Raw genomic sequence first — 13,635 nt, forward strand, 5'->3', positions numbered from 1 at the left:
ATGACTACTGATGCAGTGCAAACCATCATCCCGACGCAAGATGTCACCGAGCGTCCGGCCCCGCGTGCCAAGGTAGAAGCCGGCGTCAAGCTGCGCGGCGCCGAGAAGGTTGCACGCATCCCGGTGAAGATCATTCCGACCACCGAATTGCCAAAGAAGCCCGACTGGATCCGTGTGCGGATTCCGGTTTCCCCGGAAGTCGATCGCATCAAGGCCCTGCTGCGCAAACACAAGCTGCACAGCGTCTGCGAAGAAGCCTCCTGCCCTAACCTGGGTGAGTGCTTCTCCGGCGGCACCGCGACCTTCATGATCATGGGCGACATCTGCACCCGTCGTTGCCCATTCTGCGACGTGGGCCACGGTCGTCCGAAGCCATTGGACGTCAACGAGCCGGAAAGCCTGGCCATCGCCATCGCTGACCTGAAGCTCAAATACGTGGTGATCACCTCGGTGGATCGCGACGACCTGCGTGACGGCGGTGCCCAGCACTTTGCCGACTGCATCCGCGAGATCCGCAAGCTGTCGCCGAACGTGCAGCTCGAAACGCTGGTTCCGGACTACCGTGGCCGTATGGACATCGCACTGGAAATCACCGCTGCCGAGCCGCCGGATGTGTTCAACCACAACCTGGAAACCGTGCCGCGCCTGTACAAGGCTGCGCGCCCGGGTTCGGACTACCAGTGGTCGTTGACACTGCTGCAACGCTTCAAGCAGATGATGCCGCATATTCCGACCAAGTCCGGCCTGATGCTCGGCCTGGGCGAGACGGACGAGGAGGTCATCGAAGTCATGAAGCGCATGCGTGAACACGATATCGACATGCTGACCCTGGGCCAGTACCTGCAACCGTCCCGTAGCCACTTGCCGGTGCAACGCTTCGTGCACCCGGATACTTTCGCCTGGTTCGCCGAAGAAGGTTACAAGATGGGCTTCAAGAACGTCGCCTCCGGCCCGCTGGTACGCTCCTCGTACCACGCCGATGAGCAGGCGAAGCTGGTCAAGGCCGAGCTGATGTCGTCCTGATCCAGTCGAAATACCCGCGGGGCCTGACCGGTCTCGCGGGTATTTTTTTGTCTGGCGCGTCTTCCTCTTCTGTTTATCCCCGTTCCTGACTACTGTGTTGATGTATTGCGCAGGGAGATTCATGGATGACCGTTCGACCGACCCCTACACTGTTTCCTCATACACCGGTGCCGGCATTGCCGACGCACGGGCTGATCGGCGTGATCGCGCCGGCAGGTCCAGCGACGCTGGACACCGATAAGGCCCTCGCCTGGATGCGCGCTCGCGGTTATGCGATGCGCATCTTTCCCGGTGTCTATGAACAGGATGGCTACCTGGCGGGCACTGATGACGTACGACTCAATGACCTGCACGCGGCATTCGCCGACGACGAGGTAGATGCCATTATCTGCCTACGGGGCGGATACGGCACGCCGCGCCTGCTCGATCGCATTGATTTCGAGCTGTTGAAAAGCCACGCCAAACCGTTCATCGGCTACAGCGACATCACGGCGTTGCACCTGGCGATCAACCGATATGCCGGGTTTGTCACCTTTCATGGTCCGTTGCTCAATGCCGACCTGCTGGGCGACAAGCGCCAACCCACCGAGGCGTCCTTTTTCAACATGCTCAGGGGGCAGGTGAGGGCGGGGAGTACCCTGGCGCACCCGCAGGATTATCCGTTGGCCACTGTTGAGCCAGGTGTCGCACACGGACGCTTGCTGGGCGGTAATCTCTCGATGATCGCCGCAACGATGGGCACACCCTACGAAATCGATGCCGAGGGCATCATCCTGTTCATCGAAGACATCAACGAGCCGTTGTATCGCATCGATCGGCTGCTGACCCACCTGCGCCTGGCCGGCACACTTGCCCGGTTGCGCGGGGTGATCTGCGGGGATGTCGCGGGGGTGGATGCGGCAGCTCTGGAGCGCTTGCTCAAGCAGACCTTCGAACCGTTGCGGATTCCGGTGCTGAGTGGCTGGCGCAGTGGACACTGCGATCCGAACCTGACCTTGCCAATGGGGGCACTGGTGCGGCTGGATGCGGGGCGGCAGGAGTTGGTGTTGGAGCAGGATGTGGTGGTCGGGCGCTGAATCTTAGGCGCCTGTCAGTCAGTCTTCGCGAGCAAGCCCGCTCCCACAGTGTTTTGTGGTGAACACAAAAATTTGCGTACACCCTGGAACCCTGTGGGTGCGGGCTTGCCCGCGATGCTTTTAGCGGTTGCGCAGCCCTTCAAGCAACTTATGCGTCGGATACCCATCCGCCGGCCAGCCGAACGACTGCTGGGCACTGCGGATCGCCTTGCGGGTGTTGGCGCCAATGATCCCGTCCGCAGCCCCTGCGTCGTACTTTTGCGCGCTTAGCAGATTCTGCAGCTCGATCCGCTCGGTGCGGCTCAGCGGCAGGTCATCCTTGGGCCAGGATCCAGCGATCAGGCCGGCGCCATCAAAGCGCTCGGACAGCAGGCTGACGGCCAGTGCATAAGACGAGGAGTTGTTGTATTTGAGGATCGCGCGAAAGTTATCGAGCACCAGAAACGCCGGGCCGCGATAGCCGGCTGGCAGCAATAGCGCAGCCGACAACTGTTCCGCGCCCGCTGGAGCCCGTCCGCCGTTCGGCAGTTTGACGCCCAGTTGCTGCCACTCGGCGACGCTCTTGCGAATCGAGCCGTCGGCCAGCACGTAGTCGAAATTGCCCGGGAGCTGGACTTCAAAACCCCACGGTTGACCTTGCTGCCAACCGGAGCTTTGCAGGTAGTGCGCGGTCGAGGCCAGCGCGTCGGTGGCGCTGCCCCAGATGTCGCGGCGCCCGTCGCCATCGAAGTCCACGGCGTGGGTGTTGTAGGTGGTTGGGATGAACTGGGTCTGGCCCATGGCGCCGGCCCAGGAACCGAGCATTTTTTCCGGCGCGATGTCGCCCTGTTGCAGGATCTGCAGCGCTGCGATCAATTGGGCATGGGCGAAACCGGGGCGCCGCCCCTCGTAGGCCAGGGTCGCCAGGGAGTTGATGACCGATTTGCTGCCCTGGAACTGGCCGAAGTTGCTCTCCATGCCCCACACCGCGACCAGGGCGCGGCGATCGACGCCGTAGCGCTGTTCGATGCTTTGCAGGATGTCCGAATACTGGCTGAGCAACGCCTGGCCCTTGCGCACACGCAGCGGCGACAGAGCACCGTCAAGGTATTCCCACACCGGGCGGGAAAACTCCGGCTGGCTGCGGTCGGCGCGGATCACGCTGGTGTCCAGGCTGACGTTGGCGAAGGCGCGGTCGAACAGGTCGGCGCGAATACCGGCGGCCAGGGCATCCTTGCGGAAACCGGCTTGCCATTGCGCGAAGGTCTGGGTCGGCTGGATGTCGAGGTTTTCGCCGGTCGGCACAACGGGAGCAATCACCGCGGGAGCTGACGAGACGGGAACGGTCTGAAGCGGCTGGGCGTCGGCGGCGGTGGGTTTTTCCGCACAGGCGACAAGCAGAATGAGGCTGGAGGCAGCGATCAATTGGCGCAGATGCCAACGACGAGTAATACAAAAGGGCATGCACGGGTCCAGGGAATACGAATCAGGTGCAGACCTTAACATGTTGAGCGGTGGCTTGCCTTTCAGGCGGCCAGAAAGTAAGAAGCCTCCCAGTTGTCAGACTGGAAGGCTTCGCGGCGGTAGCTGCCTTTGCCCTTGCCGGCTCGTTCCTGACGGCTGCGGAACAGGGGCTGGGCGACGATGGATTTGGCCTTGTTATGGCCATTACGCGATGGCTTTTTGCTCATGAGCGGATCTCTCGAATGAGGGGTTTTACGCGCGCAATAATCTGCCGAAGTGGGGGGTCTGTCCAGCCCCTGCAATGCGTAGGAGTTTTCGGCGACGAAAGGCGCTTATTCAGCAGGCAGCGGAAGACGTTGGCCAGCCATCAGCAGCGACAGGCGGCTCAGGCTCATCCACGGCGAGCCCGCAGCCTGGCCCTTGATCTGCGCGTCAATGCGCTGTGCCTCGAGTAACAACTGCGCCCAGCGTTGCGCCGAATAGCGTTGCAGCGCTTTGCTCATCAGCGGTTTGCGCTTGTCCCAGACCGGCGGTCGGGCCGAACTGAATGCCTTGTCCAACGGCACGCCCTGGCTGTATTGCAAGGACAGGTTAGCCAGCAGACGCAGTTCGCGGGCCAGGGCCCAGAGAATCACCGGTGGCTCGACACCCTCTCCGCGCAGCCCTTCAAGCATGCGCAGCGCGTGGGCCGCTTCGCCGTTGAGAATCGCATCGGTCAAGCCGAAGACATCGAAGCGGGCACTGTCGGCCACCGCTGCCTGAACGGTTTCGACGGTGATCTGCCCGGCTTCGGCCATCAGCTTGAGCTTTTCGATTTCCTGGGCAGCGGCCAGCAGGTTGCCTTCGACTCGCGCCGCGATCAGTTCCACCGCGTCCTGGCTGGCGGAGAGCCCGGCCTGGGACAGGCGCTGACGGATCCAGCTCGGTAACTGGCTGGCATCCACCGGCCAGATCTGCACGAACTGGGTCTGCTGGCCTTCGACCAGTGCCTTGCCCCACTTGGTTTTCTGCGCGCTGCCATCCAGCTTTGGCAGGCTGATCAGCAGCACCGTGTCTTCGGCCGGACGCGAGCAATACTCGATCAGTGCCGCCGCCCCTTTGTCGCCAGGCTTGCCTGAAGGCAGGCGTAACTCCAGCAGGCGTTTTTCCGCGAACAGCGACATGCTGGCACCGGCCAGAAGCAAGGTGCCCCAATCGAAATTGGCGTCAGCAGCGAATACCTGGCGCTCGTCGAAACCCTGTTGGCGGGCGGCGGCACGGATGGCGTCAGCCGCTTCCTGGCACAGCAGCGGGTCATCGCCGCTGATGATGTAGACAGGCGCGAGCGAGCCTTGCAGGTGTTTGGCGAGTTGAGCGGGGGCGAGTTTCATAGGCGGCGGCGAGCGGGGCGCCTGGGCGCCCCGCCAGTCTTATTGCTGCGGGATTTCGAGAGGCGACTGACGCGGGGTTTCCGCTTCAGCCTTGCGTGCGGCTTCCAGTGCTGCGGCTTCCGCCTTGGCCTTGGCATCGGCGGTCTGTTGCAGCTGATCCAGTTGGGTCGGTGTCAGTTGTTGCAGGCGCAACATCATGCGCTGTACCAGTTCGCGGCGCATTTCCTGGCGAGCATCGTTGGCTTCCTGGTCGGAGCCGACCAGGTTGTTGCCGTCGTGGATGAAGACCTTTTGCACTTCCAGTTTGTCGCTCAGCAGCGGCAGGTTGCCGTGATCACGGATGTCGTAGCTGAGCACTTTGGTGACCTGGTACTCGCCCGTACGACCGGCGCCCGCGTAGCTGAGGATGCGCTGGGAGTCCTGCTCATCGGTCAGGATCAGCTTGTAAGGCGCACCAGTCGATACCTTGACGCCGCTGCTTTCCAATACCTGGCGCAATTGCGTGACGGTTTCGCCATAGGCATTGCGCGCGCTGACGTCGAGTTCCTTGATCGTCAGTTCGGTGGTGCCGGTGCCGCGCAGCTGAAAACCGCAGGCGCTCAACAGGACCGCAAGGCCCATCACCAGCAAATTGCGTTTGATCATCTTGTTGCTCCCCTTGAAACCAGGTGGGCCGCTTGTACGACCCGAAAGGTTTTACTCGGCGCCAGGCTTGCCCGGCGCCTGATCCAATTAGCTGGCGACGATGTTGACCAGTTTCCCAGGCACCACGATCACTTTACGAATAGTCAGGCCGTCGACGAAGCGCAGCACGTTTTCATTGGCACGTGCAGCGGCTTCGACTTCTTCGCGGGTTGCGCTGGCCGGCATTTCGATCTGGCCACGCAGCTTGCCATTGACCTGAATGACCAGTTGCAGGCTGTCCTGAACCAGGGCGCTTTCATCCTGAACTGGCCATTGGGCGTCGATGACCGCGCCGGAGTGACCCAGACGAGTCCACAGCTCGTGGCTGATGTGCGGGGTGATCGGGGCCAGCAGCAGGGTCACGGCTTCCAGTCCTTCCTGGACCAGGGCGCGATCCTGCTCAGTGCCTTGTGCGGCTTTTTCCAGCACGTTCATCAGCGTCATCACCTGGGCGATGGCCGTGTTGAATTTGTGGTTCTGGCCGACGTCGTGGCTGGCTTGCTTGATGGCCAGGTGGATCGAGCGGCGAACGGCTTTCTGCTCGTCATTCAGGCGGGTGACATCCAGCTTGCCCGGCAGGCCCTGGGTGACATGGGCCTGCGCCAGGCGCCATACGCGCTTGAGGAAACGGTGCGAGCCTTCAACGCCGGAGTCGGACCACTCGGCGCTCATGTCAGGTGGCGAGGCGAACATCATGAACAGGCGGCAGGTGTCGGCGCCGAACTGATCGATCATCGATTGCGGGTCGACGCCGTTGTTCTTCGACTTGGCCATCTTTTCGGTGCCGCCGATTTCCACCGGCAGACCGTCGGCGATCAATTTCGCGCTGATGACCTTGGCTTTACTGTCACGCTCGAGTTCGACGTCCGCCGGGTTGAACCAGGTGTAGGCACCGTTGGCTTCGCGACGATAATAAGTCTCGGCGACCACCATGCCCTGGGTCAGCAGGTTCTTGAATGGCTCATTGGAGCTCACCAGGCCTTCGTCACGCATCAGCTTATGGAAGAAGCGCGCATAGAGCAGGTGAAGAATGGCGTGTTCGATGCCGCCGATGTACTGATCCACCGGCAACCAGTGGTCGGCTGCGGATTTTTCCACCAGGCCACCCTCGAAGTGCGGCGAGGCGTAACGGGCGTAGTACCACGAAGACTCGACGAAGGTGTCCATGGTGTCGGTTTCACGCTTGGCAGGCTGGCCGCATTTCGGGCAACTGCACTCGTAGAACTCGGGCATGCGCGCCAATGGCGAACCAGCGCCATCGGGTACGACATCTTCAGGCAGTACGACCGGCAGTTGATCTTCCGGCACCGGCACGTCGCCGCATTGGGTGCAGTGGATGATCGGGATCGGGCAGCCCCAGTAGCGCTGGCGGCTGATGCCCCAGTCGCGCAGGCGGAACTGGGTGCGCGAGGCACCGAGGTTTTTCTTGATCAGCGCCACTTCGATGGCGTCGAAGGCGCCAGGGAAATCCAGACCGTCGAATTCGCCGGAGTTGATCAGGGTGCCGTGTTCGCCGTAGGCGTCCTGCCACGGTGCCGGGTTGGTGTCGCCGGAACTGGTGCGTACCACCGACTTGATCGGCAGGCTGTACTTGGTGGCGAATTCGAAATCGCGCTCGTCGTGAGCCGGTACGGCCATGACGGCGCCGTCGCCGTAATGCATCAGCACGTAGTTGGCGACCCACACCGGCAGTTTTTCACCGGTGAGCGGGTGCTCGACGAACAGCGAGGTCGGCAGGCCTTTTTTCTCCTGCGTGGCGACGTCGGCTTCAGCGACGCTGCCGCCCTTGCATTCGGCGATGAACGCTTGCAGCTCAGGGTTGTTTTGCGCGGCCAGGGCAGCCAGCGGGTGCTCGGCGGCCACGGCCACATAGGTCGCGCCCATCAGGGTGTCCGGACGGGTGGTGAAGACTTTCAACGCGCCGGCTTCGCCGATGGAATCGACGTCGTACGGGAACTGCACTTCCATGCCGCGTGACTTGCCGATCCAGTTGCGCTGCATGGTCTTGACCTGTTCAGGCCAGCCGGTCAGTTCGTCGAGGCTCTCCAGCAGTTCATCCGCGTAGGCAGTGATCTTGAAGTAGTACATCGGGATTTCGCGCTTTTCGATCAGCGCGCCGGAACGCCAGCCGCGACCATCGATCACCTGCTCGTTGGCCAGTACGGTCTGGTCGATCGGGTCCCAGTTCACGGTTCCGTTCTTGCGATAGATCACACCCTTTTCGAACAGGCGGGTGAACAGCCATTGTTCCCAGCGGTAGTAATCGGGCTTGCAGGTGGTCACCTCACGGGACCAGTCCACGGCCAGGCCCAGGCTGCGCAGCTGGGATTTCATGTAGGAGATGTTTTCGTAGGTCCATTTGGCGGGCGCTACGTTGTTCTTCATCGCGGCGTTTTCCGCCGGCATGCCAAAAGCGTCCCAACCCATGGGTTGCAGGACGTTCTTGCCTTGCATGCGCTGATAGCGGGAGATCACGTCGCCGATGGTGTAGTTGCGCACGTGCCCCATGTGCAGCTTGCCGCTGGGGTAAGGGAACATCGACAGGCAGTAGTAAGTCTCCTTGCCTGGCTGTTCACTGACTTCAAAGGACTTTTGCTCGTCCCAGAACGACTGGGCGGCGGCTTCGATTTCACGGGGCTGATATTGTTCGTGCATGGCTACTTTTGAACTGAATAGGGGTGGCCTAATCCTCTTCAATGCAACGCTGGACGCTGATCACGCCAAATCGGCGTTTCGCTGTCCAGGCGAGCTGGAAGTGGAGTTACAGGAAGCGCCGTAGCATACATGACCGCACTCTACCGAGGGAAACGCTGATTGCGGCCGCGCGTCCTGCAAAAAACGCTGCGAGGTCCGTTGGTCGCGGCATTCAGCCGGTTTGCCCATCGAAGCTAAGCTCTAAATGGGGAGTGAGTCTTATCTTCAATGAGGTGAGGGATGGTTGAGTTACAGCAAAAAGCGACAAAACCCGAGCTTTACGAAAAATTGATCGATCGTCTGGGAATCGCCCTGGACGCCGCAAAAACGGCTGGTCGGCTGCGCGATGAGCGTCCCCTGGAGCTGGAACTGCGTGGCCTGAGCCCCGCAGAGTTTGCATTGGTCAAGGCTTATCTGGATCGCAGTGAACGTGAAACACACGGATGCCTGTCAGAAGCAGTGAAGCAACTCGACGCACCACGTTCGGCCAAGATCATCTGGCTCAAGGGCAAGGCACCTGACAGGGACGCGGTAAAGGTCCGGTCTCTGCAGTTCAAGTGAGGGCACTTGAAGTCATGACGCAGGGTTTTTTAAAGCCTGGTCCTTGCACATCTGTTGTCGCATTGCGCCAACCCACTTAGGCTTCGGGCATCTTATGGAGATGCTCGATGCCTTTCGTTATTTCATCAAACAACTGCTGCTGCCCCCCGGCATCTTGTTGCTATTGCTTGCGCTCGCCTGGTGGTTTCGTCGTTCCAGGCCACGCTTGGCCGGTGCGTGCTTCGCGCTCGGTCTGGGTGGGTTGTGGTTGATGAGCCTGCCGGTGGTGGTGCAATGGAGCGCCGGTGCCCTTGAGCGCATCCCGCCGCTGGCTCGCGATGAATGGGCAACGCTCGGGCAGCATGCCGACGCCATTGTGGTGCTGGGGTCGGGGCGTGAACGTGGCGACCCTGCCTGGGGGGCTGACCAGCCAACCGGTGTGGGCCTCGAGCGAGAGCGTTATGCCGCGAGGCTGGCCAAGGCTTCGGGCTTGCCAGTACTGACCACGGGTGGGTTGCATTACGGCACGCCACCTTCGGAAGCCAGGTTGATGGCGGACTCCCTGCGAGACGACTTCGGCGTCACCGTGCGCTGGCAGGAAGAGCGCAGCCGCACCACCTGGGAAAACGCGCAGTTCAGCGCCGAGGTGTTGCTGCCACAGGGAATCAAGCGCGTGGTGGTCGTAACTCACGCCTGGCACATGCCGCGCTCGGTCTGGAGCTTCGAGCGCGCGGGGTTTGAAGTGGTGCCGGCACCGGTGGGTTTTCTGGGCGTTGACAATGCCCGCCCTTTGGGCGGCTGGATGCCGGAGCTCAAGTCGATCTGGCAGAGCGGGCAGTTGATGAACGAAGCGGTGGGGCAGGTCGGGTATTCGTTGTTTTATCGCTGAAGCTGGATCGTTCCCCGAGGGGAACGATCGTCGCAGCCCTAGACCGTCTTGGCCATCCGGCTCGCCACTAGCGCCCAACCAAACAGCAGCACACAGACAGTGATCAGCGGCCACGAACGCCATTGCAGGTAGGGCGTGAGGTTGTGCATTGGCACCACTTCGCCGTACAGGACACCGCGTTCGAACTGCGGGATCTGCTCGGTAATCTGGCCGAACGGGTTGATCAGTCCGGTCACGCCGTTGTTGGTGGCACGGATCATCCAGCGGCCCGCCTCGAGCGCGCGCATCTGCGCCATCTGCAAGTGTTGCAACGGCCCGATGGAAGTGCCGAACCAGGTGTCGTTGCTGATGGTCAGCAACAGATCACTGCGGGCGGACAGGCCGGCGGCGAACTCTGGATAAACCACTTCGTAGCAGATGAACGGTGCAATCTGGTAGCCCTTGGCCTGGAGCATGGCCTGATCGGCGGGGCCACGGGCGAAGTCCGACATTGGCAGGTCGAAGAATGCGATCAGCCCACGCAGCACATCCTGTAGTGGTACGTATTCGCCGAACGGCACCAGCTTCTGCTTGAGGTAGGTGCCATCGCCTTCGCCCACCACGGTGATGCCGTTGAAGAAACGCTTCTGGTGATGGACTTCCTGGCGAATCGGGACACCGGTGATCAGTGCGCTCTTACGCTCGGCGGCGAAATTTCCCATCATGCTCAGGTAGCCCTCGGCGGACTCCTTGAGCACCGGCACCGCCGTTTCCGGCCAGATCAGCAGGTCGACCGGCTTGGAGCGAAAGCTCATGTCGCGGTACAGCGCCAATTGCGAGTTGAGCTGTGCCGGGTCCCATTTCATGCTTTGTTCGATATTGCCCTGGATCGCGGCCACGGTCAGCGGCGCCCCCGATGGGCTGGTCCAGGCATGGTGCTTGAGCGCGATGCCGGCTATCCAGGGGCCGATCAACAGCAACGCTCCCGCTGCCACGAAGCCCTTGCGACCATTGCTGATCAGTCGTGGCGCGTTCACGATCAGGGCAGCCGTCAGCGCCAGGGTGAAAGACACCAGCCACATGCCACCCACGGGGGCAAGGCCAGCCAACGGGCCGTCAAGTTGGCTGTAACCGGAATACAGCCATGGGAAACCGGTGAGGAACCAGCCGCGAAACGCTTCCTGGCCGACCCACAAGGCGGCAAATGCCATGGCATCGGCCAGAGGCGCCTCGTTGCGGCGCAGCCAGCGTGCCCAGACCCAGGCAGGCAGGGCGAAGAACCAGGCAATCGCAGCGGTGAACAGCAGCATCAGGAAACCGGCCAGCAACACCGAGGCACCGCCGAAGTTGTGGATGCTGTAATAGATCCAACTGGTGCCGGCGCCAAACAGGCCGAAACCGAAGCACCAGCCTCGGCCCAGTGCCTGGCGGGGGCTCAACTCACGCAGGCCCACGTAAAAGAGGCCGACCGCCAGCAATGCCAGTGGCCAGATATCGAACGGGGCCAGGGCCAGGGTGGTGATTGCACCGGCCGCCACGGCCAGCAGGTTACCGGGCCAGCCGGGGCGGGTCATACGACGCATTTCAATCCTTGGATTCAGCGAGCGATAGGGGTCAGGCGTAGCAAGTGAATCCGACGGCTGTCGGCGTTCAGGATGCGGAAGCGGTAAGGACCGATTTCGGTGATTTCATTGCGTTTGGGCAAATGTCCGAATGCGCTCATCACCAGGCCACCGACGGTATCGAATTCATCGTTGGAAAACTCGCTGTCGAAGAACTCGTTGAAGTTCTCGATCGGCGTCAGCGCCTTGACCAGGAAGTCACCGCTGGGCAGGGGCTTGATGTAGCTGTCCTCTTCAACGTCATGCTCGTCTTCGATGTCGCCGACAATCTGTTCCAGCACGTCTTCGATGGTCACCAGACCCGCCACACCGCCGTATTCGTCGATGACGATGGCCATGTGGTTATGGTTGGCGCGGAATTCGCGCAGCAGTACGTTCAGGCGCTTGGACTCGGGCACGAAAGTGGCCGGGCGCAGCAGGTCCTTGATGTTGAAGCTGTCGCCGTTTTCCTTGAGGATCAACGGCAGCAAGTCCTTGGCCAGCAGCACGCCCATCACATCATCGTGGCTTTCGCCGATGACCGGATAGCGCGAGTGGGCGGAGTCGACCACGGCGGGCAGGAACTCGCGGGGTGTCTGGGTCGCCTTGATGCTGACCATCTGCGAGCGGGGAACCATGATGTCCCTGACTTGCAGGTCTGCAACCTGGATGGCGCCTTCGACGATGGCCAGCGCTTCGCTGTCCAGCAACTTGTTTTGGTGCGCGTCGCGCAGCAGCTCCAGCAGCTCCTGGCGGTTTTTCGGCTCGTGGGCAAAAGCCTGGGTGAGCTTACCCAGCCATGACTTCTGCCCGTTGCTCGATCGATCTTCGCTCATAGCGATTACTCTGAATCCTTGGTTGTTACGATAGTGGATGTTTCGTCGTCCGCGTACGGATCGGGGTAGCCCAACTCTGCAAGCAAGGTACGTTCCAGTGCTTCCATTTCTTCGGCTTCGTCGTCATCTATATGGTCATAACCGAGCAGATGCAAGCAGCCGTGGATCACCAGATGTGCCCAATGGGCCTTGAGTTCCTTGCCTTGTTCGGCGGCTTCACGCTCAACCACTGCCACGCAGATCACCAGATCGCCCAGCAAGGGGATATCGAGAAATTCGTCGGGCACATCGGCAGGAAACGACAGGACGTTGGTGGCATAGTCCTTTTGCCGCCAGGTGTTATTGAGTTCACGACCCTCGGGTTCATCGACCAGGCGAATGGTCATCTCCGAGTCGGCGGTCCGCTGGCGCAGGGCCAGCTCGCACCATTGGCGGAACTCGGCTTCGGCGGGGGCGCACGCTTGGGTCGCGATTTGCACGTCAAGCTCAAGCATCGCGACGGCTATCCTTGGCGGCTGCATCTTCGGCTGCGCGGGTTTCGAAGCGCTCATAGGCTTCGACAATGCGCTGAACCAGCGGATGGCGCACGACGTCCTTGGGCTGGAAGTGCGTGAAGCTGATGCCCGGCACGTCCTTGAGCACTTCGATCACGTGGTGCAGCCCGGATTTGGTGCCGCGTGGCAAATCGACCTGGGTGATGTCACCGGTGATGACTGCGGTCGAGCCGAACCCGATCCGGGTCAGGAACATCTTCATCTGCTCGACGGTGGTGTTCTGGCTTTCGTCGAGGATGATGAAGCTGTTATTCAGCGTACGGCCGCGCATGTAGGCCAGCGGCGCAACTTCGATCACCTGGCGCTCGATCAGCTTGGCCACGTATTCGAAACCGAGCATTTCATAGAGTGCATCGTAGAGCGGGCGAAGGTACGGGTCGATTTTCTGCGACAGGTCGCCCGGCAGGAAGCCCAGCTTCTCACCGGCTTCAACCGCCGGACGAACCAGCAGGATGCGACGCACCTGTTCGCGTTCCAGCGCGTCTACCGCACAGGCAACGGCCAGATAGGTCTTGCCGGTACCGGCTGGGCCGATGCCGAAATTGATATCGTTGCCGAGGATTTCCTTCACGTAGCGCAGCTGATTCAAGCCGCGTGGGCGAATCATGCCTTTCTTGGTGCGCAGGGCCACGGAAGGTTCGGATGCAGACACGTTGTCCAGCTGTTCGACGGCCGATTCCTGCAGGAACAGGTGAACCATGTCCGGAGACAGGTCGGTCCCCTTGGTTTCACGATACAGGCGGCGCAGGAGGTTTTCCGCGGAGGTGGTGTGCTTGGGGTCGCCGATCAGCTCGAACTGATTGCCGCGGTTGCGGATCTCGATGCTCAGGCGCTGTTCGATCAAGCGCAGGTGCTCGTCGAATTGCCCGCACAGATTGGCGAAGCGGCGAGCCTCAAAGGGCTCGAGAATAAAACGATGTGGTTCTATGGGTGCGTTCAAGGTCGT

Annotated in this window: 13 protein-coding genes; 4 read left to right on the plus strand and 9 right to left on the minus strand. The window is 61.3% G+C overall.

Annotation, left to right across the window (positions count from 1 at the left end; translation table 11 throughout):
• Positions 1–1,023 (plus strand): lipoyl synthase, encoded by a 1,023-nt coding sequence (gene lipA, locus AB4N33_RS25100; RefSeq protein WP_460120569.1) that lies wholly within the window; start codon positions 1–3, stop codon positions 1,021–1,023.
• A 125-nt stretch (positions 1,024–1,148) separates the two neighbouring features.
• Entirely contained in the window at positions 1,149–2,099 is a 951-nt protein-coding gene (locus AB4N33_RS25105; protein ID WP_476458465.1) for a S66 peptidase family protein, read from the plus strand.
• 120 nt (positions 2,100–2,219) lie between these two features.
• On the opposite strand, the gene AB4N33_RS25110 is transcribed toward AB4N33_RS25105, so the two are convergent.
• The 5 genes from AB4N33_RS25110 to leuS form a co-directional block, all read right to left on the minus strand.
• Positions 2,220–3,542, minus strand: coding sequence for a lytic murein transglycosylase (locus AB4N33_RS25110; protein ID WP_476458466.1), 1,323 nt, complete (start codon positions 3,540–3,542; stop codon positions 2,220–2,222).
• A 62-nt stretch (positions 3,543–3,604) separates the two neighbouring features.
• Complete coding sequence (arfA, locus tag AB4N33_RS25115) at positions 3,605–3,769, minus strand: alternative ribosome rescue factor ArfA (RefSeq protein ID WP_262164103.1); 165 nt, start codon at positions 3,767–3,769, stop codon at positions 3,605–3,607.
• Between the two features lie 105 nt (positions 3,770–3,874).
• Positions 3,875–4,912, minus strand: coding sequence for a DNA polymerase III subunit delta (gene holA / locus AB4N33_RS25120; protein WP_460140854.1), 1,038 nt, complete (start codon positions 4,910–4,912; stop codon positions 3,875–3,877).
• A 39-nt stretch (positions 4,913–4,951) separates the two neighbouring features.
• On the minus strand, positions 4,952–5,557 hold the full coding sequence (locus AB4N33_RS25125) for an LPS-assembly lipoprotein LptE (RefSeq protein WP_460120576.1): 606 nt from the start codon (positions 5,555–5,557) through the stop codon (positions 4,952–4,954).
• An 87-nt stretch (positions 5,558–5,644) separates the two neighbouring features.
• Positions 5,645–8,251 carry a leucine--tRNA ligase gene (leuS, locus tag AB4N33_RS25130; RefSeq protein ID WP_476458467.1) on the minus strand — a complete coding sequence of 869 codons (2,607 nt, stop codon included), beginning with the start codon at positions 8,249–8,251 and terminating at the stop codon, positions 5,645–5,647.
• A gap of 279 nt (positions 8,252–8,530) precedes the next feature.
• Here leuS and AB4N33_RS25135 point away from each other — a divergent pair, with 279 nt between their 5' ends.
• Together AB4N33_RS25135 and AB4N33_RS25140 are read left to right on the plus strand one after the other, a co-directional pair.
• Positions 8,531–8,851 carry a hypothetical protein gene (locus AB4N33_RS25135; RefSeq protein ID WP_460120580.1) on the plus strand — a complete coding sequence of 107 codons (321 nt, stop codon included), beginning with the start codon at positions 8,531–8,533 and terminating at the stop codon, positions 8,849–8,851.
• A gap of 100 nt (positions 8,852–8,951) precedes the next feature.
• Positions 8,952–9,719, plus strand: coding sequence for a YdcF family protein (locus AB4N33_RS25140; RefSeq protein ID WP_476458468.1), 768 nt, complete (start codon positions 8,952–8,954; stop codon positions 9,717–9,719).
• A 38-nt stretch (positions 9,720–9,757) separates the two neighbouring features.
• Here the strand turns inward: AB4N33_RS25140 and lnt are convergent, their stop codons facing one another.
• The 4 genes from lnt to AB4N33_RS25160 are packed head-to-tail and all read right to left on the minus strand — an operon-like array spanning position 9,758 to position 13,629.
• Positions 9,758–11,281, minus strand: a complete 1,524-nt coding sequence (gene lnt, locus AB4N33_RS25145) for an apolipoprotein N-acyltransferase (RefSeq protein WP_476458469.1) — start codon at positions 11,279–11,281, stop codon at positions 9,758–9,760.
• Between the two features lie 14 nt (positions 11,282–11,295).
• Positions 11,296–12,135 (minus strand): HlyC/CorC family transporter, encoded by an 840-nt coding sequence (locus AB4N33_RS25150; RefSeq protein ID WP_460120586.1) that lies wholly within the window; start codon positions 12,133–12,135, stop codon positions 11,296–11,298.
• Positions 12,136–12,140: 5 nt separating this feature from the next.
• Positions 12,141–12,629 carry an rRNA maturation RNase YbeY gene (ybeY, locus tag AB4N33_RS25155; protein WP_476458470.1) on the minus strand — a complete coding sequence of 163 codons (489 nt, stop codon included), beginning with the start codon at positions 12,627–12,629 and terminating at the stop codon, positions 12,141–12,143.
• The gene (locus tag AB4N33_RS25160; protein ID WP_460120589.1) at positions 12,622–13,629 is read right to left on the minus strand and encodes a PhoH family protein; all 1,008 of its coding nucleotides are present in this window, start codon (positions 13,627–13,629) and stop codon (positions 12,622–12,624) included. The genes ybeY and AB4N33_RS25160 overlap by 8 nt, the downstream gene beginning before the upstream one ends.
• Positions 13,630–13,635: the final 6 nt, after the last annotated feature.

This window comes from Pseudomonas sp. S1_E05 (assembly GCF_056337105.1).

Excerpts from the sequence above, each read along its gene's own strand:
- AB4N33_RS25140 (WP_476458468.1), top strand. The coding sequence starts at position 8,952 with ATGCTCGATGCCTTTCGTTATTTCATCAAACAACTGCTGCTGCCCCCC.
- AB4N33_RS25110 (WP_476458466.1), bottom strand. The coding sequence starts at position 3,542 with ATGCCCTTTTGTATTACTCGTCGTTGGCATCTGCGCCAATTGATCGCT.
- AB4N33_RS25135 (WP_460120580.1), top strand. The coding sequence starts at position 8,531 with ATGGTTGAGTTACAGCAAAAAGCGACAAAACCCGAGCTTTACGAAAAA.
- lnt (WP_476458469.1), bottom strand. The coding sequence starts at position 11,281 with ATGCGTCGTATGACCCGCCCCGGCTGGCCCGGTAACCTGCTGGCCGTG.
- leuS (WP_476458467.1), bottom strand. The coding sequence starts at position 8,251 with ATGCACGAACAATATCAGCCCCGTGAAATCGAAGCCGCCGCCCAGTCG.
- ybeY (WP_476458470.1), bottom strand. The coding sequence starts at position 12,629 with ATGCTTGAGCTTGACGTGCAAATCGCGACCCAAGCGTGCGCCCCCGCC.
- AB4N33_RS25150 (WP_460120586.1), bottom strand. The coding sequence starts at position 12,135 with ATGAGCGAAGATCGATCGAGCAACGGGCAGAAGTCATGGCTGGGTAAG.
- AB4N33_RS25105 (WP_476458465.1), top strand. The coding sequence starts at position 1,149 with ATGACCGTTCGACCGACCCCTACACTGTTTCCTCATACACCGGTGCCG.
- holA (WP_460140854.1), bottom strand. The coding sequence starts at position 4,912 with ATGAAACTCGCCCCCGCTCAACTCGCCAAACACCTGCAAGGCTCGCTC.
- arfA (WP_262164103.1), bottom strand. The coding sequence starts at position 3,769 with ATGAGCAAAAAGCCATCGCGTAATGGCCATAACAAGGCCAAATCCATC.
- lipA (WP_460120569.1), top strand. The coding sequence starts at position 1 with ATGACTACTGATGCAGTGCAAACCATCATCCCGACGCAAGATGTCACC.
- AB4N33_RS25125 (WP_460120576.1), bottom strand. The coding sequence starts at position 5,557 with ATGATCAAACGCAATTTGCTGGTGATGGGCCTTGCGGTCCTGTTGAGC.